Origin of the sequence: Chryseobacterium cucumeris, assembly GCF_001593385.1 — a bacterium.
Lineage (GTDB): Bacteria > Bacteroidota > Bacteroidia > Flavobacteriales > Weeksellaceae > Chryseobacterium > Chryseobacterium cucumeris.
This window is the reverse complement of sequence record NZ_LUVZ01000043.1, coordinates 94,340-118,116: the sequence shown is the minus strand read 5'-3', so window position 1 is coordinate 118,116 and position 23,777 is coordinate 94,340. Positions and strand designations below refer to the sequence as shown.

Below are 23,777 nucleotides of genomic sequence, written 5' to 3'. Positions count from 1 at the left end.
ATCATCCCTTCCTAATATGAAGTTTCATGTACCTTCACCGCTCTTCCACTTGGATCATTCATTTTTTTGAACGCTTCATCCCATTCCAGAGCAATAGGAGTGGAGCATGCAACAGAAGGAACTGATGGAACGGTAGCAGCTGCAGTTTCACTCGGGAAATGTTCTTCAAAAATAGTTCTGTATCGGTATTCTTCTTTGTTCTGAGGTGTGTTTAGCGGGAATCTGAATCTTGCGTTAGTCATCATTTCGTCTGTCACTTCTCTTTCAGCTACCTCTTTTAAGGTATCTATCCATGAATATCCCACACCATCCGAAAACTGTTCTTTCTGTCTCCAGACAATAGAATCTGGAAGAAGGTCTTCAAAAGCTTTTCTCAATACCCATTTTTCAATTTTTCCTTCAGCAGTACTGATCATTTTATCCTGAGGGTTAATCGTCATTGCAATATCCATGAATTCTTTGTCAAGGAAAGGAACTCTTCCTTCAATTCCCCAGCTCATCAACGCTTTGTTGGCTCTTAAACAGTCATAGAGGTGAAGTTTGCCTAATTTTCTCACAGTTTCATCGTGGAATTCTTTTGCATTAGGAGCTTTATGGAAGTATAAATAACCTCCGAACAATTCATCCGAACCTTCTCCTGAAAGAACCATTTTAATTCCCATGGATTTGATGACTCTTGCCAAAAGATACATCGGTGTGGATGCTCTGATGGTGGTTACATCATAAGTTTCAAGATGATAAATGACGTCACGTACAGCATCCAGTCCTTCCTGAACAGTAAAGTTAACCTCATGGTGAACAGATCCAATGTGCTCTGCTGCCTTTTGTGCAGCTGCAAGATCCGGAGAACCAACCAATCCTACCGCGAAACTGTGGAGTCTTGGATACCAGGCTTCCTGAGTATCGCCACTTTCAATTCTCTGGCGGGCAAATTTTGCAGTGATGGCTGAAATAACAGACGAATCCAGTCCTCCGGAAAGAAGTACACCATAAGGAACATCACTCATCAGTTGTCTGTGAACGGCATCTTCAAGACCTTTTCTCAGTTTTGAGATATCGGTTTCATTTTCTTTTACATGATCAAAGCTGTCCCAGTCTCTTGTATACCATTGCTGAAGTTCTGTTCCGTCCGGACTGAACATCAAATGGCCAGGTAAGAAAGTTTCTATTTTTTTGCAGATTCCTTCAAGAGCTTTTAATTCAGAAGCGACATAGTAGTTTCCGCTTTTATCCCAACCCTGATAAAGCGGACAGATTCCCATATGATCTCGGGCGATAAGATAAATATCATTTTCGGTATCGTATAAAGCGAATGCAAAAATTCCGTTAAGTTTCTCTACGAAATCTTTTCCGTATTTTCTGTAAAGAGCAAGGATCACCTCGCAGTCGGATTGAGTCTGAAACTCATAATCCGGAAATTCTTCTTTAAGTTCTCTATGGTTATAGATTTCACCGTTCACCGCTAATACTACTTTTCCATCTTTAGTAAATAGAGGCTGTTTTCCAGAAGTAGGATCTACAATGGCAAGTCTTTCATGAGAAAAAATTACTTTCTCGTCCTGAAAAACTCCACTCCAATCCGGTCCTCTGTGACGGATTTTTTTTGACATTTCCAATACCTGAGGTCTTAATACTTCAGTTTTTTGCTTGGCGTCGAATAAACATACAATTCCACACATGATTTTTTATTATTTATGGAACAAAAGTAGAAGGGATGTTTATAAATAACAATAAAAAATATTTAAAAACGAAAATTTTTAATCAATTAATATTTTAAAGTTAAAATTTTTAACTATTTCTTGAAATTAACATGTTTTTGATTAATTTTTTTCGTTGAGCCGAAATGGATGTTGTTTCCATACGAAATAAAAATGACATATTTATTAATCTATGGTAATTAATTATATGAATTTTACCCCTTACTTTGTGGCTCGAAATAATTTTTTTTCATCATTTGTGTTTTTACCTTCTTGCAATTCTCATGCAAGAAGGTTTTGTTTTTATTGTACTCCCAGTAAAGTTCCTGAAACATTCCAAGAACTGAAACTTGTTCCTTCTGTAGGTCCTTGAGGAATTTTTATCTGTATGGTATGTTTTCCTGCTTTCAAATCTCCCAGAGGGATGAAATTAGGATTGGTAACGGTTCCCGGGCACCAGTTTGATCTGCTGAGGTCAGAGGATGAAAGTCCGTCCTGAAAATTTCCAGAGGCTGGATTGTATAAACGATAAGAGCCACAATCTGTTCTCCATGGGATAAATGAAAATACAGGATTTCCATCCATCAATATAGAATTGGCTTTAGGAACGAATTCATCACCATTTTCCCAACCGCCGTGTCCTGTTGTGATATACCTAAGTTGGGCATTTTTCAGGTCTTTATCTAAAGTGAAGTCAACAAGAAGACCTTTGTCCTGATTAAACATGGTAGAGTAGTCCTGTCCTGCCATTTCCATAATATTTAAAGTATTAAACAAAGGAATAGCCGTATTGTTCTTATTTACGGTCTGATCACTTTTATGAATCGTAATATCAAGGCTTACTTTATGTCCTCCTTTATCATAATTGCCAATAAATGTACCTATCCAAAGTTCTTTTCCTGATAAAGCAGGTTTCAATTCTGTGATATCCTGTCGGTACGGGCTGATAGTCTGCCAGTCTTTTCCTTTAAGCTGAATATGATTGAATTTCTGGATACCAAAAGCGGTAAAGAATCTCATCATTTCCATAGCAGGGCTATAATTGTCGGCAGCAGTTACTCCGTAATATTGTTTTCCATTTCCGTTTTCGTAAAGAGGAAGTGTTTTTGCTCCCTTTTCCAGACCGTCAAAAAAAGACTTTTCTTTATCCTGTGGAATGAAAAATACAGTTCCGGTTCTGTCATAGGCATCCCCATTGGATTGCTGCTTCAGTTCAACAAAAATATTTTCTCCTTCTAGAATAGTGGGGAATTTTATTTTTTTCAGAATGATGGTTCCGTTAGCGTATCTCTTGATCTGGTCATCAGATTTTGAGGCATCAGAGAAATTGATGGTTTCATTTTCAAAAACATTCAGTGTGGTAAATCTGCTTTTCCACAGGAGATCTTTATATCCCAGCTGATCGGTTGTCTGTATGTTTCCTTTCAATATGTTTTCAATCCCTGTGTTCTTTATTTTTTTGATTGAGCTGGCTGTCGTTAAAGAATTTTTATTTCTCTCTATTTCCAGAACTAATCCTAAATTCTGTCCTAAAACAGAAGGACCACCTTTCAGTTTTAAGTCATTGGTGTACCAGATTTCAATGGTATTTGAATTGATTTTTGTAACCGCTTTTTTACAGTTGTATCCTAAGATCTTTTTTGTTTCATTGGTGAGTTCAAAATTCTGTTTTCCAACAGACTCTGTATCTGATGCTGAAATAATGGATCCTGGTTTTAAAAATGCATAAGAAACAATAGAGTTAGATGGCTTTTCTACCTTAGTGATCTCATAAGGATAGCTGCTTTTTTGTTCTTTGATCGTACTATTGAGAATAAAATTTTCTTTCTCATTGACCCAAATGATGGTAGAGGGCTGATCCGTTGATACCTTTCCGTTATAAGAACCAGTGTACTGAATTTCATAGGTCTGTGCAGAAAACAGACAGTACGCGAAAACAGCCAGAAAATTGAAAACAATTCTTGTATGCATAAATAAATGAGTTTGCTGCAAAGGTATTCTAAACTTTCTACAGCATCAAACCGGTTTTGATCTATACAGTTAGTAGGCAATGGGGTTGAAATGTTACAAAAATTGTTACATTTTTTCAGAAAGGTTTTAAAACAAAAAAACTACTCCAGAAAATAGAGTAGTTTAGTGTATTGTTGTTGGATTTAAATTAAGAAATTCTCTCAATCAAAGCCATATAGAATCCGTCATACCCTTCGCTAGGCATTACTTTTTCATCTTTAATCATCTTGAATCCAGGATTGTTTTTGATGAACTCATCTACCTGAAGATTGTTTTCAGATGGAAGAATAGAACAGGTAGCGTATACCATTTTTCCTCCTTTTTTAAGCATTTTAGAATAGTCCTGAAGAATTTGTTGTTGTTCCTTTTTAATTCTGTCAATAAAGTCCTGATCAATTTTCCACTTGCTGTCCGGGTTTCTTTTCAAAACACCAAGACCTGAACATGGTGCATCAATCAGAAGTCTATCAGCTTTTTCATGAAGACGTTTGATTACTTTATTGTCAGAGATCATACGGGTTTCAATATTGTGGGCTCCGGCTCTCTTGGCACGACGCTTCAGCTCGGCAAGCTTCCATTCGAAGATATCTAATGCTACAATCTGACCTTTATTTTTCATTAATGCTGCCAGGTGAAGTGTTTTTCCACCAGCACCAGCACATGCATCTACTACTCTTTGTCCTTCTTTTACATCAAGAAAATACCCGATTTTCTGAGAAGAAGCATCCTGAACTTCAAATAATCCTTCTTTGAAAGCGGTAGTAAGGAAAACATTTTTCTTTTCTTCCAGCTGAACAGCGTCAGGATAACCTTTAACAGGATAAGAAACAACACCCTCATCTGAAAGATCAGAGATAAGTTCTTTAGTGGTTGTTCTTAAAGAATTGGCTCTTAAAACCGTAGGAGCCTGTTCGTTTAAAGCAATCATTTCTCTTTCCCAGCTGGCACCCAGTTCTTTTTCAAGAGTTTCAGCAAGCCATTCAGGAATAGAGTGTTCTATCGCTTTTGTAGGAACAGTATTCTTTTTAAGTTTGGTAAGAATATCGGCGATTTTGATTCCGTCAAATTCTTCGAATTTTTTATAATTGGTTTTACTCCAAAGTAAATACGCAATAATCAGTTTGTAGATATTGTTGGGTTTTACACCTTCACCCATATAGTATTCAAGGCGTTTTTTCCAACGGATAATATTGTAAAAAATTTCAGAAACAACGGCTCTGTCCTGGCTTCCCCATTTTCTGTTTGCTTTCAAAAGTCTTTCAATAACTTTATCGGCATATTTGTTTTTTTCAAAAAATGTCTCCTGTAAGGCATCGTGAATTCCGATTGCCAAGTTTCTGTGAATAAGTTCCATAAATTTGCTTCGCTGTTTGAATCTGCAAAAATACGACTTTTAATTGAGAGTTGAAGATTTGGGTGAGAGATTGAGGATAGGAGAGATGAAGGGGGATTGTGAATGGTGAATGGTGAATGGTGAATGGTGAATCCGCTTCGCTTGTGAATTTTGGGTTTCCGGTTGAGAAGTTATGAGTAATTATATATTGTACAGATATGTTTTCTAATGGAAGGTTGCGCATTCACTATTCACTTTGCAAAGCAAAAATTGACTATTGACAATCTGAGATTCAGTAGTGAATGGTCTGTGTGTTTATTAATTTTTACAGGGTAGAAATAAATTTTAATGCTCAATTTGTAAAGGTTTTCCGATTATTTATATTTTTTATTTGTTGACGATAGCCTTTTACTATAAGACGTATAAACCAGTGTTTTTTGCTTAATGAAAAATATTTGCTGATAAAATATACACTGTTCATTACTATACTTTATTTTCTTTGCAGCAAGTTTATTTAATTTGTATTAATTCACTTATCTGTGTAAAATTAATAAGCGCTTATGATCTACTATACTGAGCTTTATCTATTGACTTCAACCTTTAAAAAGTTCTACCTTTGCAAAAAATAAAAATATGAGTGACACAGTAATTTGTCCAAAATGCAGCTCTGAGTTTACATACCCGAGCGATAATATGATGGTATGTTCCCAGTGTTTCTACGAATGGGATCCGGCTGAAGCCGCTGCTGAAGCCGCAAATGAAGGAAAAATCCTGGATTCCAACGGAAATGAACTTCAGGATGGTGATTCTGTAGTGGTAATAAAAGATTTACCTGTAAAGGGAGCGCCAAAACCGGTAAAAGCCGGAACTAAAGTGAAAAATATCCGTCTGAGACCGGGAAGTGATCACAATATTGACTGTAAAATTGATGGTTTTGGAGCAATGGCTCTTAAGTCAGAATTTGTAAAGAAAGCATAAGAAAACTTTGTTTTTCTATGCCCTGAAAATAAAGAAAAGGAAAAAATTGGACAGTGTAATCTTTCAACAGACTTAATTGCAATATTGCTAATGTCCGTCTGGAAGGCAGAAAGAGAATTAACCAAAAATTTCCTTATACTTTAGAAGTACAAATGTAAGAAAAAGTTTTAAACAGCTTCTTACGTTTGTGCTTTTTTTTATTGATAAGTATAAGTGAATGTATAAGTTATGTGTAATTCGGTTTTTCGCCTACATAAACGAAATACAGATCGTTTCTGATATTTTCTCATCTGTATACACAACAAGCTCCTTTCCTTTTGCCTTTAATTTATTCCAATAATAATTTCCTGCAAATCTGCTTTCAAGAACTTCGGCTTCGAGACCGGTTTCTGTGATTTTGATTTCTTTGGGATAATAAGAGAATTTGGTAAGCTGGAAATCTTCAGCTTCTGCTTCACTAAAAATATTCACTTCCCCAAATAGCTTAGCAACATAAGAGTTGTAAGGATTTCTGTAGGTTTCTTCCGGGCTGTCATTCTGAATCAGTCTTCCATCCTGCAGAATAACAATCTGGTCCAGCCATGGCATGATATCCTGAAGTTCATGAGTGGAAATAATCAGAGAAACGCCATGCTGTTTTACATATCTGAAAAGTCTTTCTCTCAGTTCAATTTTTCTCGGAAAATCAAGATTACTGAAGGGTTCATCTAAAATAAGAAGCTTGGGAAGTACAGACAATGCTCTGGCAATAGCCACTCTTTGCTGTTGTCCGCCGCTTAGGTATTTTGGAAGTACGTTCGCAAATTCCTGAAGCCCTACCACCTCAAGAAGCTCCGTTACAGTTTCTTTTTTTTGTTTTAAATTGATATTAGAAATAAATTTTCCTACGTTTTCAGCCACTGTAGCGTAGGGCATAAGATCAAAATTCTGCGCTACGAATTTCATTTCCGGTTCTCCCGGAACAAGATTTCCTTTCGGTCCCAAAAGCTTTGTTCCGTTAAAAATAATCTCGCCGCTTTCCCAATCCAAAAGACCATAAATCAGGTTGAGAAGAGTAGATTTTCCACATCCGCTTTCACCGGCCAGCGCTATAATTCTGTTTTCTTCAAACCTTAGGTTAAGGTTCTGAAACAGGGGATTTTCTTTGTTGTGAGAGAAAAATAAATTGTTTATTTCTAATAGCATATTACAAATGTAAGGTTTTTATGAAAACATAATTTTTTTTATTATATTAGCGGAACTAATAAAAATAAATCAAAAATGAGAAAAAAACTGTTTTCGTTAGCTATTCCTGCATTATTTATTGCTGCTGTAATGGTTTCTTGTAAAAAAGACAAACCACTTACCAGTGAAAGTAATGAGGTGACGACTACTAAAGAAGGTAGCCAGTTCACTTTGGATACGCTAAACAGTAAGGTTGAATGGAAGGGATACAAAGTATTTAAATCTGAGAATACAAGCCATTTTGGAACAATCAGGTTTGAAAGTGGAGATGTGACGGTGAAAGACGGAAAACTGGAAAGCGGAAAATTCGTTGCTGATATGAACTCTTTAACTTCTGTGGATCTGAAAGACAACCCCGAAGATTTAGGAAAATTAAATGGCCACCTGAAAAGCGGAGATTTCTTTGAAGTTGAAAAATTCCCGACAGCTTCTTATGAAATTACAAAGGTAACTCCTGCTGCAGAAGGTGATTATAATACTCTTTTGGATGGTAATTTAACCATTAAAGGAATTACAAAACCTGTTCAGTTTAAAGCTAATGTTTCGGTGAAAGAAGGAGAGGTGAGTGTAGCTACTGAGCCAAAAGATATCAAGAGAGAAGAGTTTGGAGTGAAGTTCCAGGCTCCGGCTGAAAACGGTGTGATTAAAGACGAGGTAACTCTTCAGATCAGCGTTAAAGCTTTAGAAAAGAAATAATTTTTTTATTTAAGTGAAATAAGTGATTGAAGTCTGCCTCCCGAAAAAGAGGCAGATTTTTTTTTGACGGACTTATTATTCAACTTAAAATCGTATTTTTGCAAAACATTTTGAAAGGGTAAAATAATGATAGAAAAGATAGAAGAACTACTGGTCGAAGTAAACGGCTTCACTGCTACCTCTAAGGAAGAGATTGAAAACTTCCGAATCAAGTATAATGGTAAAAAAGGGGTTCTGAATGATTTTTTTGAAAAATTTAAAGAAGTTCCTAACGATCAAAAGAAAGAATTCGGACAGAAGATCAACACTTTGAAGCAGGCAGTTGCTGTAAAACTGGAGGATTTGAAAAATGCTTCCGCATCTTCTGTTGTGGTTGAAAAAGAAGATCTTACAAGACCTGCTTTTCCATTGGAATTGGGTTCAAGACATCCGATCAACCTTGTAAAAAACAGAATTATTGAAATCTTCAAATCTATCGGTTTTGCAGTAGCAGACGGACCAGAGATTGAAGATGACTGGCATAACTTTACCGCGCTGAACCTTCCGGAATATCACCCGGCAAGAGATATGCAGGATACATTCTTCATTGAGCAGAATCCTGATATTCTTTTAAGAACGCATACTTCTTCCGTACAAACACGTTATATGGAAGAAAACCAGCCGCCTATCAGAATTTTATCTCCGGGAAGAGTATTTAGAAATGAAGCAATTTCTTCACGTTCTCACTGTATTTTCCATCAGATTGAAGGATTATATATTGACGAAAATGTGAGCTTTGCAGACCTGAAGCAAACAATCCAGTTCTTTACGACTGAGCTTTTCGGGAAATCCAAAATCAGAATGAGACCATCTTTCTTCCCTTTCACAGAGCCAAGTGCTGAAATTGATGTGTATTGGGGATTAAACTCAGAAACAGATTACAGAATCACAAAAGGTACAGGATGGCTGGAAATTATGGGATGCGGAATGGTAGACCCTGCCGTACTGAAAAATGTGAATATCGATGCTGAGAAATATTCAGGATATGCATTCGGAATGGGTATTGAAAGAATCACGATGCTTCTTTACCAGATGAGTGACATCAGAATGTTCTTCGAAAATGATATCAGAACACTTGAACAGTTCAAAACACTATAAAAAATCAAACCTCCGGAGCTCCGGAGGTTTTTTGTTTTTAATTACTGACCTAAGAAACAAAACGTAATTAAAAACTGATCTTATTGAAAAATTTACACGTGTCTGTTTCTTATGCCCATGCTTCTGTTTGAATCCGCTAGGTACTTCAATGAAGTATTGACATGATGCAGTTCTTTGCCTGCCTCTATTATAAAGACAATTTGTATTAAGAATATATTACATAAGAAATTAAAAAAAGCCTGTAAAATTTACAGGCTGTATCTTTGAAACTGACAATTATTATTTGCTGAATTTTAAAGGATATTTTACATTCTTGTAATCATCAATACTTGCTTTCAGCGCTCCTACGGCAAGTTCTGCTTTCAATAGCATAGGAAGATGGTTGGCATCATTGCTAACCCACATGGTGACTCCTTCTTTGTCTTTAAATACTCTTCCGCTTTTTACGGATGGGATAATCTTCAAACAATTGATCGTACCAAATTTTGTCTTTAAATTTTCTGTTCCTGTTACTTTCAGCTGAAAAGGAAACATTTCATCATCAATCCATACATTCATATTAATAACAGTTCCCACTTTCAGTTCATCCGGGCTTTTACTTCTTAAATAATAAAAGCAGGAAAGCATATCCTGAACACCTTTCACTGATTTTAAAACCTTTGAACCGTTGGCCGGAGTTTTTTTATCCGTTAATATTAAAGTATTATTATCGTGATTAAAAACTGTTTCAAAATGCTGGCGGTAGCTTCCTTCACGTACATTTCTGACATAAAAGCTTGGTAATCCAGTCTGTGTATTGATGAAACTTTCATATAAATCTTCTACTTTGAAGAATGCTTTTACAGCACCTGTTGTCTGACCGGTTCCTTTTACATAGAGATGAGGTATACCTTTGTAAGTGGTTTGTTTGGTAGTAAGATTGGCAGTTCCTGCATTAAGGAAACCATAGTGAATTCTAAGAGTAATGGATTCGCCATCCGCGATATTATCAATCTGGGCTGAACCAAAAAAGAATATTAATAATGCAAAAAGGATTGAAATTTTCTTCATAACAAGACATTTACAAAAACATTGCCAAATTTAAAATCTTAAATGATAGATATTTGACAAATCTCAGGTTTTTATTTAGAATCAATTAAATATGCTTCGCATTAAAATTAGTAAATTTGCAGTTACATGTATAATTAAATTATCTTAAAGATTATGATAACCACTGATATATTGATCATAGGTGCGGGACCTACAGGACTTTTTGCAGTTTTTGAAGCTGGTTTATTAAAAATGAAGTGCCATATTATTGATGCACTTCCACAGCCGGGAGGGCAATTGGCTGAACTTTATCCTAAAAAACCTATTTTCGATATCCCTGGTTATCCTTCTGTGAATGCCGGAGAATTGGTAGATAATCTGATGGAGCAGATCAAGCAGTTTCAGCCTGGATTTACTTTAGGGGAGACAGCTGTTTCTTATACAAAAATAGACGATGAATGGTTTGAGGTGATTACCAACAAAGGAACCGTTCACAGATGTAAAGCGATTGCCATCGCAGGAGGTTTAGGAACTTTTGAACCAAGAAAACCTACTTTTGAAAATATCGCTGATTATGAAGAAAAAGGTCTTGAATATTTCGTTAAAGAACCTGAACACTTCAGAAATAAAAAAGTGGTGATTGCTGGTGGAGGAGACTCTGCATTAGACTGGAGTATTTTCCTTTCTAACGTTGCAAGTGAAGTAACTTTGATTCACAGAAGAAATGAATTCAGAGGAGCTTTGGATTCTGTAGAGAAAGTTCAGGATCTGAAAAATCAGGGGAAAATTAAATTAATTACACCTGCAGAAGTTACCGGTATTAAAGGTGACGGAAAAGTAGAAGCGATTACTGTAGAAGTAGAAGGACAGGAAGCTTATGATATTGAAACAGATTATTTCATTCCTTTATTCGGATTGACACCAAAATTGGGTGAGATTGGAAACTGGGGGCTGAATATCGAGAAAAATGCAATCGTTGTAAACAATGCTCTTGATTATCAAACTAACATTGATGGTATCTACGCTATCGGAGATATCAATACATACCCTGGAAAACTGAAGTTGATCCTTTGTGGTTTCCACGAAGCTACTTTAATGTGTCAGAGTGTGTACAACAGGCTAAATCCTGGTAAAAAATTCGTTTTAAAATATACAACGGTAAGTGGTGTTGACGGATTTGACGGAAGCCGTAAAGAAGCAGAGAAGGCAGTTGTGAAAAAAATTGACTAATTTTGCAGAATTATGTCAGACGTTAATATTAAAATCACCGACAGAGAAGGGGTAACCCATGATGTCGTAGCGCCTACGGATATGTCCATGAACTTAATGGAAATTATCCGTTCCTATGAATTGGCAGAAGAAGGTACTATTGGGGTATGCGGAGGAATGGCGATGTGTGCTTCATGCCAGGTTTATGTAATCAATGATCCGGGTCTGGAACCGATGGGAGATGAAGAGGATGCCATGCTGGCTGAAGCTTTCCACGTGAAAGACAACAGTAGATTAGGATGTCAGTTACATATTGTCGATGCCATGGAAGGGCTCGAAGTGGAAATTGCTCCTTATCCTTAGAAAATATTTTTTAATCTTAATAAAAAACCCGTCCGGATTTTCCGGACGGGTTTTTTCTTTATACCTCATCTTTGCTGATCACTTTCCAGATTGTAGGAGCCTGATAATTTCTCATTTTTTCCAGCAGATCATCAATTGAATTACTGAGGAGTACCATATCACTGTTGATTTGTTTTAAAAATCCTTTGTCCACCATGGTCTGAATAAGTTGAATCAGGTCATCATAAAATCCGTCAATGTTCAGAATTCCGATAGGTTTTTGATGAAGTCCCAGCTGTGCCCATGTGATCATCTCGAAAAACTCTTCCAACGTACCATAGCCACCGGGAAGAACGATAACCCCGTCACAGAGTTCGTTCATTTTGGTTTTTCTTTCGTGCATGGTCTCCACGATAATAAGCTCTGTCAGGTTTTTATGGGCAATTTCTTTAGACTGTAAAAACCGGGGTAAGACTCCTGTTACTTTACCTTTTTCACTTAAAGCACCATTAGCAATTGTTCCCATTAAACCGGTTTCCGAACCACCATAAACCAGTTGTATATTTTCTTTTGCTAAAGTTTGTCCCAGCAGAAATGCCTGTTCTTCATAAATTTTATCTGTGCCGAAACTTGAGCCACAGAATACGGTTATACTTTTCATTGTATTAGATTTGTTTTTTATACTATTGTTGAGATGCTTCGACAAGCTCAGCATGACGCTGCTAAAAATTATCTCTAAAAAAGCAGTTAGTATTAGAGATACCATGCTGAGCCTGTCGAAGCATTTTTATAATTAAATAAATATATTCAGACTAAAACTAAAAATATCCAAAATCATAAGACTTTGGATATTAATATAATTATTTTAATGTTCTATTTCTGAGGGATATTGGCTAAAATATCTTTCAGGAAGCTCCAGAATTTCTGAGTTGAAGGAATATTCGCTCTTTCATCAGGAGAGTGTGCACCTCTGATAGTAGGTCCGAAGCTTACCATTTCCATTTCAGGATAGTTGGAACCGATGATTCCACATTCAAGACCAGCATGACAAGCTACTACATGAGGCTTTTCGCTGAACTTTTCAGTATAAAGTTTCTCCATCAGCTGTACAATCTCTGAACCAGGTTTTGGCTTCCATCCCGGATATGAACCGCTGAATTCAACATTCATTCCAGCCAGCTCTGCTACCGATTTCAATTGCTCTGCCACTGAATATTTCGAAGAATCTACAGAAGACCTTGTAAGGTTTAAGATCTTAAGTTCTCCGCCTTTCAGTTCTACTCTTGCTACGTTGTTGGACGCTTCTACAAGATCAGCCACATCAGGGCTCATTCTGTATACTCCGTTGTGAAGAGCCTTTAAAGTGAGGATCACTTTTTTAGAATCTGCTTCTGAAATAGCTTTGTCGGAAGACGTAGAGTTTTCAATATTGATCTGGATTCCCGGTTCTACAGCAGCAAATTCTTCTAAGATCTCTTTTTTAAGAACCGTTACATTTTCAATAAATTCCTGGGCATTTCTCACTGAAATTACAGCAACTCCTTCTCTTGGGATAGCATTTCTCAACCCTCCGCTGTCAATTGAAATTAATTCAATATTCTGGTTTTCCAGTCCGGTATAAAGAAGTCTTCCTAAAATAATATTGGCATTTCCAAACCCTTTATGGATATCCATTCCGGAGTGTCCACCCTGAAGACCTTTTACTTCAAGTCTTACAATTTGTCCTTTTGAAGCTTCTGCAGCATAGGTTTGAGTGATTGTCACGTCTACACCTCCTGCACAGCCGATATCGATTTCATCATCCTCTTCCGTATCAAGATTCAATAGAATTTGTCCTGTCAATTGTCCTGGTTTTAATCCTAAAGCACCTGTCATTCCAGTCTCTTCATCAATCGTGAAAAGAGCTTCCAATGTAGGGTGTGGAATATCTGAACTTTCAAGGATAGACATGATGGTAGCTACTCCTAAACCGTTATCAGCTCCCAAGGTAGTTCCTTTTGCCTTTACCCAGTCACCGGCAATTTCCATTTTGATTCCTTCTGTTTCAAAATCGAAATTAACATCATTGTTTTTCTGGCAAACCATATCAAGGTGGGATTGAAGCACAATAGATTTACGGTTTTCCATTCCTGCCGTGGCCGGTTTCTTAATAATAACGTTTCCTACTTCATCTACCGTAGTTTCCAGTCCTAAATTTTCACCAAATCCTTTGATAAAAGCTATTACTTTTTCCTCCTTTTTTGAAGGTCTTGGAACAGCATTTAATCTGGAGAAATTTTTCCATATAATCTGCGGTTCTATATTAGATAATTCCATTGAAATTTATTTTTCTCAAATTTACGAAATAAAAAATGCTTCCGTGAGATACAGAAGCATTTTTGTAGGATTTAGCTTTATTAACATCCACACTCTCCATAGATCGGAGTAGTAAATGTAGTTCCGTCTGGTTTCTCTATAGTTAGAGTTCCTTCAAACAGTAAAGCTTCTTCGCCCTTTATTTTTTTACCTTTTACGGAAATTTTATAATCATCATTTTCTATTTCCTTGGTCAGCAATTCATCTACTTCCATGTCACTTGATGAAATGAGATTCATCGCCAGTCTTTTACCGTCAAGCATCATGTATGCTGTTTTTCCGGCATCATCGGCGTAGATATATCTTTCATTTTCAAAATCAGATTTGCTGGCTGCAAAATAGCAGGAACATTCTTTGATTTCTTTTGGAAACGGAATGGTTCCCACCAGAATATTTCCTGAAGAAGATCCGATAGACGCAGTATCTTTAGCGATATGTAAAGAATCGGCATGAACAGAACCTGAAACAGTTTCTTTTTCCTTTTTACAGGCTACCAATAGAAATGCGGAAAATACAATGATTATATATTTCATGTCTTTGTGGTTTTATAATTTGTTTATCCTCTTGCTCTTTCAAGAAGTGTCATCATCAATAAAGAAAGGATTACCAGGCTTTCTTCCTCATCATCAATATCGATCAGTCTGTCCAGCTGGAATCTTCTTCCAAAGAATGAAGGCATCTTTTTCAGTTTAAAATAAGCCTTTCCGTCAATTCCTGTTACCGTGTAAGATGGATTAAGGAAATACCCTGTAAACATTCCGATAATAGGAAGTTCTCCTACAAAGCTGTCCCAGAATCTTACCCATGCACTGTCTTCCTGAATTTTAAACTTAGGCTGATCATGCGCATCCAGAATATCATAACTTGCTTTCCAGATAGAACGCATTCCTTTTCTTGCCAGTCTACCGAAGTTTTTATTATCGATAAGATCATTCAAAGAATAAGAAGCATTAAAATCAATCCATTGATTCGCTCTGATTCTGAAAAGTTCCTTAGACTTGCTTTCATCATTAAAAATGATAACATCTTCTTTCAACTTGAACATTTTCTGACGAACATATGCCACATAATTTCCGTTTTTGTCAGTAATGTTGAAGTCACTTGCTAAAGTAGTGATTTTGAATTTGAAATCCAGAGGATAATTAAGATTGTTAAGTACCATGTCAGTTTATTTTTTTCATATTTAATTTAAGCCGCAAATATAAAGGTTTTTTTAGTGTTCTCAGGTATGGGAGAAATATAAAATATCATAATGGGACATTAACCTCATGGTCAATAGTCAATTTTTGCTGCGCAAAGCCAATAGTCAATAATCACTTTATACAAATTCACAAACGAAGTGAATTGACCATGCACGATTCACTATCAATTATCAACTTTAATCCTTATTTTTGTACCTATGGATTACCCTAGTAAAGTATTGGCAAAAGCAGTAGATGAGATTTCGGGATTGCCTGGGATTGGAAGAAAAACGGCTTTGAGGTTAGCACTCCATTTGTTGAAGCAGCCCCATTCCAGAGCTGTAAGTCTTGGAAACTCCCTGATTAATCTTGTCAATGAAATAAAATACTGTAAAGAATGTCACAATTTTTCAGATTTTGACATTTGTGAAATATGCAGTAACGAAAAGAGAAATGGTGAACTGATTTGTATCGTTGAAGATGTACGTGATGTGATTGCGATTGAAAATACAGGAAAGTATACAGGAAAATATCTGATTCTCGGGGGGAAAATTTCTCCAATGGAAGGAGTGGGGCCAGGCCAGCTGAATATTCCAAGTATTGAAAAGAAACTGAATGACGGAAAGGTGAAGGAATTTATTTTCGCATTGAGTGCCACCATGGAAGGGGATACCACAGCTTATTATATTTATAAGAAATTTAAAAGTTTCAATGTGAATTTCTCAAGCATTGCAAGAGGAATTTCAGTAGGGGATGAATTGGAATATGCCGATGAAATTTCTTTAGGAAGATCTATTATCAACAGGCTGCCTTACAACGAAAAGGATTAATATGAAGCTGTCCGTTATTATTGTTAATTACAATGTTACCCAATTGCTCAGAAGCTGTCTCCAGTCGCTCCAAAAGTATATACAGGAAATAGATTATGAAGTGATTGTCATTGATAATGCTTCTACAGACAATTCATGGGGTGACCTTATCCCTGAGTTTCCCAATGTATACTTTATATCTTCTACAACAAATGGTGGTTTTGCAAAGGCGAATAACAAAGCTGTTCAGATGGCAAAAGGAGAGTATATTCTGCTTTTAAACCCTGATACGGAGTTGGAAGGATTTTATATGAAAGAATTGCTGGAATTTGCAAAGGCCCAGCCTTCATTCGGATGTCTGGGAGTGAGAATGCATGATGCAGAAGGTCATTTTCTTCCTGAAAGCAAACGCTCAGTTCCGGATATGTTCAACTCGTTTGAAAAACTGTTTACCAATTTTAAAAAGAACAATTCGAAATCCTATTACAGGAACGACATAGAAGAAAATGCCATTGCAGAGGTAGATGTGATCACCGGAGCATTTTTATTGGCTAAAAAAGAGGTCTATGAAAAAATAGGAGGATTGGATGAAGCTTATTTTATGTATGGAGAAGATATTGATCTCTGCTATACATTTTTAAGAAACGGATATCAAAACTTCTATTATGGAAAAGTTTCTATCCTTCACCATAAAGGAGAAAGTACAATTAAGGATGAAGTATATCTCAACAGATTTTATGGAGCCATGCAGATCTTTATTGATAAGTATTATAAAGAATCGAAGCCTGTACAGTATTCTTTTTTGAAAGCAGGATTAAAGCTTCGGCATCAGATTGAAAAGATCAAATTAAAATAAAAAAGCAACTCAATTTGAGTTGCTTTTGTTGTATGTAAGATAATATTCTTCTTATTTTGCCGGAGCTACCGGAGTAGTTGTAGTAGAAGAAGCAGGAGCTGACTGTTTAGCCGGAGCTTCTTTCTTAGCAGGTTGTTGTGCAGGAAGTGTCTGAGATGGCTTACCTGTGATAACAACGCTTAAAAGGATAAGAACGATGATAGTTCCGCCTAGAGTCCATGTTGCTTTTTCCATGAAATCATTGGTTCTCTGTACCCCGAACTGTGCAGATGATGCACCTCCGAATGTACTGGAAAGGCCTCCTCCTTTTGGGTTTTGTGCCATAACGATAATTACCAATAAAACACTGGCAACCATAACAAGAACCATTAGTAGTGTAAATATAGTATCCATTAATTCTTATATCTTTTTGAATGGGCAAATTTAATCTTTTTTTACTGAATGACAAAAAAAGATGTCGCCAAATGTTGATAAAAATAAAAACGGCAACAATTGTTGCCGTTTTTTGTATAAAAATAAGGTGTTCTTATTTAAAATCCGCATCTGTAGCCTTATTAATCTCATAAGACTTTACCGTCATCGTCATGTCCATTCCCATCTGACTTACAGAGATGGTGTAAGGCATTTTAACTCCGTTTACATCTTTGTAATTAGAGAATGTTGTTGGGATGGTCATTTCCTGGCCTTTAGCTTTTACTTTTTTAGTTTCTCCGGTTTTTAATCCCGTTGCAACACTATAGTAATAGGTGGTATCTCCACCTTTAATAGCATAAGAATCTTCCCCTCCGATTTTTTCAATTCCGCCTAATTTATAATCAGCAGATTTTGCAAAACCTAATTCTTCGAAAAGTTCAGGGTTCTTTTGTTTTTCAGCAATTTCTTCCGGTGTGATATCCACCCTTTGTCCCATTTGCATCGAATAACCGGTTTTTCCATCGAAAACCTGCTTCTGAACAACCTGTCCCATTGCTGTTACAGTGGTAAGTTCCTTTCCGCCTTGTGCCTTAACGATTTTAAAATCGATGTTTTGTCCTTGCATAGACATTGAGGCATTGGTAGTATAAGAAGTGATTTTTGCCAGATTAGCTTTTCCTCCGATAGCATTGATGTATTTGTCAACTACAGAAGCTACCGTTACACTGGCATCCACTTTTTGTACAGTTGGTTTTGCAACAGGATTCGCTTCCTTATCAAAATATTTTACAGGATAACCTAATTTTTCCAATCCTTCAGAAATGTCAGATGCCTTACCAGCGATGAAAATTCTGCTTTGGTTAGGTAAAATAGTAGCTTTTACAGCATTGGAAACATCTGCAGCAGTTACTTTATCGATAGACTTTAAGTAATTGGTATAGAAATCAGCAGGAAGATCCTGAACTTTTTGGTTCAAAGCGAATCTTGCAATTGTCGCCGGCTGCTCTAAAGACATAATGAAAGATCCTTTCAGTTTAGCTTTAGCATTGGCTAATTCTTCTGGTTTTACAGTAGAAATAGCGTTAAGTTCATTCATGAATTCTTTAACAGCTTTGTCTGTCACTTCGTTTCTTACGCTTGCACTTGCAGAGAATTGTGGAGAATACTTGCTGGCAACCATACTTGAATACGCCCCATAGGTAAATCCGTTTTTCTCACGAAGATTCATGAAAAGTCTGGCTTCACCACCACCACCAAGAATATAGTTGGCAATTGTTGCAGGGAAGTAGTTGGCATCTTTCATTTTCAGAGTGTTCAGGTTGTTTAAAGAAACAACAGACTGTACTGCAGAAGGAACATCTACTACATTGATCTCCGTTTTAGCAACATTAGAAGCTGGTTCTAACTGTGCAATAGGAGTGTTTGCTTTTTTCCAGCCATTGAAAGCTTTTTCAATCAAAGGTTTTACCTGGTCAAACTTTACGTCTCCAACAATTACTAAATAAGCATTATCCGGAGCGTAGTATTTTTTATAAACATTTTGTACGTCAGCTAACTGAATTTTATTGATAGATTCAACGGTTTCAAACTCACCTCTTGACGTATTCTTTCCATACATCAAAGCGTTAGAAACTCTTTCAGCAATAGAAGATGCATTTTTTTCTTCAGACTTTAATCCCTCGATAGCTCTTTCTTTAGAGCTCTGAATTTCTTCAGCAGAGAATTTAGGGTTAATGATTGCATCAGCCATCAAACCTAAAACTTCAGGGAAATATTTTGAAAGTGAATTGGCAGAAGCACCTCCCGAAGAGAAATTAAGGTTCGCTCCAAGGTAGTCTACTTTTTTGTTGAAATCATCTTTGCTGATGTTGGTAGTTCCGTTTTCGAACTGTTCAGCCATAATTTCGCTTACTCCGGTTACTGCTCCTTCGTTGTATGGAGGTCTGTCCATAGAAAGGCTTGCACTTACTCTTGGTAATTTGTTGTTTTCAACCACCATTACTGTAAGACCGTTGCTTAGCTGGAAAGTTTTTGGCTTCGCAATGTTAATCGCAGGAGTAGGTCCCGGTTTCGGCATTGCATTAAGATCTATTTTTTGTGCTGAAACCATTCCTGTAAAGAAAAATGCTGCAGCTATATATGTTAATTGCTTTTTCATTTGTAAAAATTTAATTTTTAATAATCATGTTATCACCTAAAAGTTGAATGATTACTTTTTCTCAGGTACGTAATTGATGATTATTCTTTGGTTGGAATTAAGATACTTTTTAGCCGCATTTTGAAGATCCTGTCTGGTGATAGATCTGTAAATGTCAATTTCTTTGTTGATCAGATTCGTGTCACCCATCAATACGTGGTTGGTTGCCAATGAAGCAGCAATTCCCTGAATGCTAGAGTTCGCATTTACAAACTGGTTTTCGTATTGGTTTTGAAGTTTTTGATAATCTTCTTCAGAAATTAAAGTAGTCTGAAGCTTTTTGATTTCAGCATCAATATCCGTCTGTAAAGCCTGTTTTGTAGTCTGTCCCATCGGAATTGCGAAGAAGGCAAAAATACTGTAGTCTTCAAGTCCCTGGTTGAAAGCCGCTACCTGAAGTGCTTTTTTGTCCTGGTCTACTAATTTTTTATATAAAACTGAAGACTTACCGCTGCTTAAATAAGAAGAAAGCATATCTAAAACATACGCGTCTTTTTCTTTGTTAGCCGGAGTTCTGTACGCGAATACATATGCCGGAAGCTGGATGTTCGGGTCAGTAGCAGTCACTTCTTTTTCCTGTGTGATAGGCGTTTCTTTCGGAAAATCTTTTGGATAAAGCGTTCCTTTTGGAATGCCTCCATAGTAGGTTTCGATCCATTTTTTTGTCTGCTCAGGTTTGATATCTCCTGCAACTACTAAAGTAGCATTATTAGGAACGTAATACTTTTTGTAGAACGCCTGGAACTCTTCTAATTTAGCAGAATTCAGATCTTCCATAGAACCAATTGTCGGCCAGTTGTATGGGTGATTGGTAAATAAATTTTTCTGAATGGTCGTGAAAAGATTTCCATAAGGCTGGTTATCCATTCTTAATCTTTTCTCTTCTTTTACAACCTCTCTCTGTGTATCTACACCAATCTGGTTGATAACAGCGTGACGCATTCTTTCCGCTTCCATCCAAAGTCCAAGCTGTTCGTTGTTGGAAGGGAATGTTTCGTAATAATAAGTTCTGTCATTGGTGGTGTTGGCGTTGTTCTGCCCTCCGTTTGAAGAAACGATTTTAAACCAGTCTCCTCTCTTGATGTTAGGAGTTCCTTCGAATAAAAGGTGTTCAAAGAAGTGAGCAAAACCTGTTCTGCCTTTTACTTCATCTTTTGCACCTACATGGTACATTACACCTGTTGTTACAACTGGTGCCGAGTTATCCTGATGAAGAATTACGTGAAGACCATTGGGAAGGTCATACTCTTCGAATTTAATTTGCTGTGCATTCAGCATTAGCCCGAAGAAAGCTACGGCAGCAGCAGAAAGAAGTCGCTTTTTCATAAAATTTAGAAATTGTTTATCAATTAGTATGAAAAGTGAATTAAATGTTACAGAATGTGTAGAAATATATAGGTGACGGTGAATAGTGAATGGTGAATTCGCTTCGCTTGTCAATTTGTTACGTGATTCGGGTTGCGGGATTTGAGACTAAGACTAATCATTCACAATTCACTTGCGGAGCAAAATTGACCATTGACAAATACTATCTGAATACTTCAAATTCCTAACTTCTCTATGAAAGTTTGAATTCTCCTCCGAATACCTTAATTTTGTGTTCCCAAAATTTTTTTGCTGTATGGACTATTTGAAAGGACTCAACGAATCACAATATGAAGCTGTTACCTCTTTACAAGGACCTCTGATGGTACTTGCCGGAGCAGGTTCCGGGAAAACGCGTGTATTGACTATGCGTATTGCCCATTTAATACACAATGGAATAGACCCTTTCAATATCCTGGCGCTTACCTTTACCAATAAAGCAGCACGCGAGATGAAAGACCGTATCGCGAAAGTAGTTGGAGACAGCAATGCAAGAAGCCTTTGGATGGGAACATTTCACTCCGTTTTTGCAAGAATTCTGAGAATTGAAGCCCATTATCTTGGATATCCTTCCAACTTTACCATCTATGATCAGCAGGATGCTCTGAATGTGATTAAAAAAGTTCTGAAGGATATGAATATTGATGCAGATCTTTATAAACCAAAAAAAGTTCAGGCAAGAATTTCAACCTATAAGAACAACCTGATCACGGTAAAAGCTTATTTCAACAACCCTGAACTGATGGAAGCGGATGAAAAAGCGAATATGAAATTCATTGGGCAGATTTACCAGAAATATGTGGATCAGTGCTTCAGAAACGGATCTATGGATTTTGATGACCTGCTATTGAAAACCAATGAACTATTAACCCGTTTCCCGGAAGTACTGGCAAAATATCAGGACAGATTCCGATACATCATGGTTGATGAGTACCAGGATACCAACCACTCTCAGTATCTTATTGTAAAAGCTTTGGCTTCAAAATTCGAAAATATCTGTGTGGTAGGAGACGATGCACAGTCTATTTACTCTTTCCGTGGAGCGAATATCTATAACATTTTAAACTTTAAAAAAGATTATACGGATGCCAAAACAGTATCATTGGAACAGAATTACCGTTCCACACAGAATATTGTAAATGCGGCTAATGTTGTTATCGCTAAAAACCTGCAGCAGTTTAAGAAAAATGTCTTCAGTGATAATGAAGAGGGAGATAAGATCAAAATATACCGATCTCTTTCCGATGCTGATGAAGCCAATTTCGTAGCTGGAAATATCTGGGAACTTCGTAACCGGGACCAGAGAAAATACAGCGATTTTGCCATTTTATACAGAACCAACTCTCAGACGCGTGCTTTTGAAGATGCACTGAGACGTAAAAATATTCCGTACAAAGTGTATGGAGGACTTTCTTTCTACCAAAGAAAAGAAGTAAAAGACCTTATTGGTTACCTTCGTCTTCTGATCAATGAAAATGATTCTGAAGCATTGATGAGGATTATCAATTATCCTGCAAGAGGAATTGGAGAAACGACACAGAATAAACTGATTGTTTTTGCTGATGCCCACAATATAGCAGTTTCAAAAGTATTGGAGAATCTTCCGATGTATGCACCGCAGCTAGGTTTGAACAACGGCGTTTTAAACAAACTGAACGATTTCTGGTCTATGATCAAGGCTTTCCAGGTATTGCTGAAAACAGAAACGGCTTACAGTGTGGCTATGGAAGTAGCAAAGCGAAGCGGATTAATCAAGTTTTTAAAAGATGATCAGACTCCGGAAGGAATTTCCAGAGTAGAAAACGTACAGGAATTGATGAACTCCATGCAGGGATTCATTGAAGAACAGATGCAGCTTGAAGACGGAGATCCTAGTCTTTCCAACTTCCTTGAAAACATTGCCCTGTCTGCAGATACTCAGGATAAAGAACTGGAAGATGATATGGTTTCTTTGATGACGATCCACCTTTCAAAAGGACTAGAATTCCCGGTGGTTCACCTGGTAGGACTTGAAGAAAACCTTTTCCCAAGCTTTATGAGCTCAGCAACCAGAGAAGATCTTGAAGAAGAAAGGAGATTATTCTATGTGGCATTGACAAGAGCAGAAAAGCAAGCTTTCTTCTCCTATGCGGTTTCCCGTTTTCAGTGGGGGAAAATTACAGATGCTGAGCCTTCAAGATTCTTAAGCGAAATTGATGATGAATATATTGAATTCCTTAATCCGGCTTTGGAAAAAAGGTTTATCAATAATTCAGGAGTGAAATCCAATATCTTTGATGAGCATCCATCTGAAATGAGATCTTTCAAAAAGCTTGAGAAAAAGACCATCGACAGAGGAGATACTTCCAAACCTGCTCCGGAAGTCAGAAAACTGAAACCGGTAAGTACGGCTAAAATTATCAATCCAAGCGGAGCTTCTTCTCAGGATATTGAAGTAGGAGATAAAGTGAGACACGACCGTTTTGGAATAGGAGAAGTTACTTTCTTAGACGGAACAGATCCTCAGAACATCAAAGCAAAAGTAGTTTTCATGCATGAAGGAGAGAAAAATCTGATCCTGAAATATGCTAAACTGACTAAGATTTAATTTCAGAATAAAAATATAAAAGAAACGGATTCAATTTTTGGATCCGTTTTTTGTTTGACCGCCATGTTCGCAATGTGACTATTACGCTGTGTATATTTTTCGATCGCGAGCTAAGATAATCCTCTCCTGAACGAAGTGCCGTTGCAACCGGAAGAATAATCAATAAGCAGTTTATTTCTTTGCGTGGGTAACATTTTTCAATATTTATTATGAATTTAATCTTCTATAAAGCAATGTTTTTTACGAATGTTTCCTTAATTTATCATAACTTTAAATGAGGGATAGAAAGAAACGATAATAGTTTTTTACAAAAACAAAGTCTATATATTTTGTAGACTAATAAATAAATTTTACATTT

The 23,777-nt window shown here is 36.7% G+C and carries 20 protein-coding genes; 8 read left to right on the top strand and 12 right to left on the bottom strand.

The genetic code is table 11. The features are described 5' to 3' along the window. Positions 1-11: 11 nt before the first annotated feature. The 3 genes from asnB to A1704_RS17760 all read right to left on the bottom strand — a co-directional run bounded on the left by asnB (position 12) and on the right by A1704_RS17760 (position 5,061). A complete protein-coding gene (gene asnB, locus A1704_RS17770) occupies positions 12-1,679 on the bottom strand; it encodes an asparagine synthase B (protein ID WP_062675406.1) in 1,668 nt (555 codons plus the stop codon). 321 nt (positions 1,680-2,000) lie between these two features. Next, positions 2,001-3,668, bottom strand: coding sequence for a GLPGLI family protein (locus tag A1704_RS17765; protein WP_062675405.1), 1,668 nt, complete (start codon positions 3,666-3,668; stop codon positions 2,001-2,003). Positions 3,669-3,855: 187 nt separating this feature from the next. Further along, the gene (locus tag A1704_RS17760) at positions 3,856-5,061 is read right to left on the bottom strand and encodes an RsmB/NOP family class I SAM-dependent RNA methyltransferase (protein ID WP_062675404.1); all 1,206 of its coding nucleotides are present in this window, start codon (positions 5,059-5,061) and stop codon (positions 3,856-3,858) included. A 612-nt stretch (positions 5,062-5,673) separates the two neighbouring features. Between A1704_RS17760 and A1704_RS17755 the strand changes: the two genes are divergently transcribed. After that, on the top strand, positions 5,674-6,018 hold the full coding sequence (locus A1704_RS17755; protein ID WP_062675403.1) for a zinc ribbon domain-containing protein YjdM: 345 nt from the start codon (positions 5,674-5,676) through the stop codon (positions 6,016-6,018). Positions 6,019-6,267: 249 nt separating this feature from the next. Here the strand turns inward: A1704_RS17755 and A1704_RS17750 are convergent, their stop codons facing one another. Then, entirely contained in the window at positions 6,268-7,203 is a 936-nt protein-coding gene (locus tag A1704_RS17750) for a sulfate/molybdate ABC transporter ATP-binding protein (protein WP_062675402.1), read from the bottom strand. A gap of 75 nt (positions 7,204-7,278) precedes the next feature. On the opposite strand from A1704_RS17750, the gene A1704_RS17745 reads away from it, so the two are divergent. Next, positions 7,279-7,938, top strand: a complete 660-nt coding sequence (locus A1704_RS17745) for a YceI family protein (protein ID WP_062675401.1) — start codon at positions 7,279-7,281, stop codon at positions 7,936-7,938. Between the two features lie 126 nt (positions 7,939-8,064). Beyond that, positions 8,065-9,075 (top strand): phenylalanine--tRNA ligase subunit alpha, encoded by a 1,011-nt coding sequence (gene pheS / locus A1704_RS17740; RefSeq protein ID WP_062675400.1) that lies wholly within the window; start codon positions 8,065-8,067, stop codon positions 9,073-9,075. Between the two features lie 279 nt (positions 9,076-9,354). On the opposite strand, the gene A1704_RS17735 is transcribed toward pheS, so the two are convergent. Further along, entirely contained in the window at positions 9,355-10,125 is a 771-nt protein-coding gene (locus tag A1704_RS17735; RefSeq protein ID WP_062675399.1) for a DUF3108 domain-containing protein, read from the bottom strand. A gap of 153 nt (positions 10,126-10,278) precedes the next feature. Between A1704_RS17735 and A1704_RS17730 the strand changes: the two genes are divergently transcribed. Both A1704_RS17730 and A1704_RS17725 read left to right on the top strand, forming a co-directional pair. Beyond that, complete coding sequence (locus A1704_RS17730; RefSeq protein ID WP_062675398.1) at positions 10,279-11,334, top strand: NAD(P)/FAD-dependent oxidoreductase; 1,056 nt, start codon at positions 10,279-10,281, stop codon at positions 11,332-11,334. Positions 11,335-11,346: 12 nt separating this feature from the next. Beyond that, positions 11,347-11,676, top strand: a complete 330-nt coding sequence (locus A1704_RS17725; RefSeq protein WP_062675397.1) for a 2Fe-2S iron-sulfur cluster-binding family protein — start codon at positions 11,347-11,349, stop codon at positions 11,674-11,676. Positions 11,677-11,734: 58 nt separating this feature from the next. Here A1704_RS17725 and A1704_RS17720 read toward each other — a convergent pair whose 3' ends face one another. The 4 genes from A1704_RS17720 to A1704_RS17705 all read right to left on the bottom strand — a co-directional run bounded on the left by A1704_RS17720 (position 11,735) and on the right by A1704_RS17705 (position 15,172). Beyond that, complete coding sequence (locus A1704_RS17720) at positions 11,735-12,316, bottom strand: LOG family protein (RefSeq protein ID WP_062675656.1); 582 nt, start codon at positions 12,314-12,316, stop codon at positions 11,735-11,737. Between the two features lie 212 nt (positions 12,317-12,528). Further along, on the bottom strand, positions 12,529-13,971 hold the full coding sequence (locus tag A1704_RS17715; protein WP_062675396.1) for an aminoacyl-histidine dipeptidase: 1,443 nt from the start codon (positions 13,969-13,971) through the stop codon (positions 12,529-12,531). An 80-nt stretch (positions 13,972-14,051) separates the two neighbouring features. Then, positions 14,052-14,543: a hypothetical protein gene (locus A1704_RS17710; RefSeq protein WP_062675395.1), complete on the bottom strand. Its 492-nt coding sequence runs from the start codon at positions 14,541-14,543 to the stop codon at positions 14,052-14,054. A gap of 23 nt (positions 14,544-14,566) precedes the next feature. Continuing rightward, a complete protein-coding gene (locus tag A1704_RS17705) occupies positions 14,567-15,172 on the bottom strand; it encodes an LURP-one-related/scramblase family protein (RefSeq protein ID WP_062675394.1) in 606 nt (201 codons plus the stop codon). A gap of 237 nt (positions 15,173-15,409) precedes the next feature. Here A1704_RS17705 and recR point away from each other — a divergent pair, with 237 nt between their 5' ends. Both recR and A1704_RS17695 read left to right on the top strand, forming a co-directional pair. Continuing rightward, positions 15,410-16,021, top strand: coding sequence for a recombination mediator RecR (gene recR / locus A1704_RS17700; RefSeq protein WP_062675393.1), 612 nt, complete (start codon positions 15,410-15,412; stop codon positions 16,019-16,021). Continuing rightward, positions 16,017-16,856: a glycosyltransferase family 2 protein gene (locus tag A1704_RS17695; RefSeq protein WP_117753113.1), complete on the top strand. Its 840-nt coding sequence runs from the start codon at positions 16,017-16,019 to the stop codon at positions 16,854-16,856. Before recR ends, A1704_RS17695 begins: the two co-directional genes overlap by 5 nt. Before the next feature lie 51 nt (positions 16,857-16,907). Here A1704_RS17695 and secG read toward each other — a convergent pair whose 3' ends face one another. The 3 genes from secG to A1704_RS17680 all read right to left on the bottom strand — a co-directional run bounded on the left by secG (position 16,908) and on the right by A1704_RS17680 (position 20,793). Continuing rightward, entirely contained in the window at positions 16,908-17,249 is a 342-nt protein-coding gene (gene secG / locus A1704_RS17690) for a preprotein translocase subunit SecG (RefSeq protein ID WP_062675391.1), read from the bottom strand. Between the two features lie 133 nt (positions 17,250-17,382). Then, on the bottom strand, positions 17,383-19,428 hold the full coding sequence (locus tag A1704_RS17685; protein WP_062675390.1) for a M16 family metallopeptidase: 2,046 nt from the start codon (positions 19,426-19,428) through the stop codon (positions 17,383-17,385). Positions 19,429-19,479: 51 nt separating this feature from the next. After that, the gene (locus A1704_RS17680) at positions 19,480-20,793 is read right to left on the bottom strand and encodes a M16 family metallopeptidase (RefSeq protein WP_047429324.1); all 1,314 of its coding nucleotides are present in this window, start codon (positions 20,791-20,793) and stop codon (positions 19,480-19,482) included. 295 nt (positions 20,794-21,088) lie between these two features. On the opposite strand from A1704_RS17680, the gene A1704_RS17675 reads away from it, so the two are divergent. After that, positions 21,089-23,419 (top strand): ATP-dependent helicase, encoded by a 2,331-nt coding sequence (locus A1704_RS17675; protein WP_062675389.1) that lies wholly within the window; start codon positions 21,089-21,091, stop codon positions 23,417-23,419. The last annotated feature ends 358 nt before the right edge of the window (positions 23,420-23,777 follow it).

What these genes read in the sequence shown, in the direction of transcription:
- asnB (WP_062675406.1), bottom strand. Translation starts at nt 1,679, where the DNA reads ATGTGTGGAATTGTATGTTTATTCGACGCCAAGCAAAAAACTGAAGTA.
- A1704_RS17765 (WP_062675405.1), bottom strand. Translation starts at nt 3,668, where the DNA reads ATGCATACAAGAATTGTTTTCAATTTTCTGGCTGTTTTCGCGTACTGT.
- A1704_RS17760 (WP_062675404.1), bottom strand. Translation starts at nt 5,061, where the DNA reads ATGGAACTTATTCACAGAAACTTGGCAATCGGAATTCACGATGCCTTA.
- A1704_RS17755 (WP_062675403.1), top strand. Translation starts at nt 5,674, where the DNA reads ATGAGTGACACAGTAATTTGTCCAAAATGCAGCTCTGAGTTTACATAC.
- A1704_RS17750 (WP_062675402.1), bottom strand. Translation starts at nt 7,203, where the DNA reads ATGCTATTAGAAATAAACAATTTATTTTTCTCTCACAACAAAGAAAAT.
- A1704_RS17745 (WP_062675401.1), top strand. Translation starts at nt 7,279, where the DNA reads ATGAGAAAAAAACTGTTTTCGTTAGCTATTCCTGCATTATTTATTGCT.
- pheS (WP_062675400.1), top strand. Translation starts at nt 8,065, where the DNA reads ATGATAGAAAAGATAGAAGAACTACTGGTCGAAGTAAACGGCTTCACT.
- A1704_RS17735 (WP_062675399.1), bottom strand. Translation starts at nt 10,125, where the DNA reads ATGAAGAAAATTTCAATCCTTTTTGCATTATTAATATTCTTTTTTGGT.
- A1704_RS17730 (WP_062675398.1), top strand. Translation starts at nt 10,279, where the DNA reads ATGATAACCACTGATATATTGATCATAGGTGCGGGACCTACAGGACTT.
- A1704_RS17725 (WP_062675397.1), top strand. Translation starts at nt 11,347, where the DNA reads ATGTCAGACGTTAATATTAAAATCACCGACAGAGAAGGGGTAACCCAT.
- A1704_RS17720 (WP_062675656.1), bottom strand. Translation starts at nt 12,316, where the DNA reads ATGAAAAGTATAACCGTATTCTGTGGCTCAAGTTTCGGCACAGATAAA.
- A1704_RS17715 (WP_062675396.1), bottom strand. Translation starts at nt 13,971, where the DNA reads ATGGAATTATCTAATATAGAACCGCAGATTATATGGAAAAATTTCTCC.
- A1704_RS17710 (WP_062675395.1), bottom strand. Translation starts at nt 14,543, where the DNA reads ATGAAATATATAATCATTGTATTTTCCGCATTTCTATTGGTAGCCTGT.
- A1704_RS17705 (WP_062675394.1), bottom strand. Translation starts at nt 15,172, where the DNA reads ATGGTACTTAACAATCTTAATTATCCTCTGGATTTCAAATTCAAAATC.
- recR (WP_062675393.1), top strand. Translation starts at nt 15,410, where the DNA reads ATGGATTACCCTAGTAAAGTATTGGCAAAAGCAGTAGATGAGATTTCG.
- secG (WP_062675391.1), bottom strand. Translation starts at nt 17,249, where the DNA reads ATGGATACTATATTTACACTACTAATGGTTCTTGTTATGGTTGCCAGT.
- A1704_RS17685 (WP_062675390.1), bottom strand. Translation starts at nt 19,428, where the DNA reads ATGAAAAAGCAATTAACATATATAGCTGCAGCATTTTTCTTTACAGGA.
- A1704_RS17680 (WP_047429324.1), bottom strand. Translation starts at nt 20,793, where the DNA reads ATGAAAAAGCGACTTCTTTCTGCTGCTGCCGTAGCTTTCTTCGGGCTA.
- A1704_RS17675 (WP_062675389.1), top strand. Translation starts at nt 21,089, where the DNA reads ATGGACTATTTGAAAGGACTCAACGAATCACAATATGAAGCTGTTACC.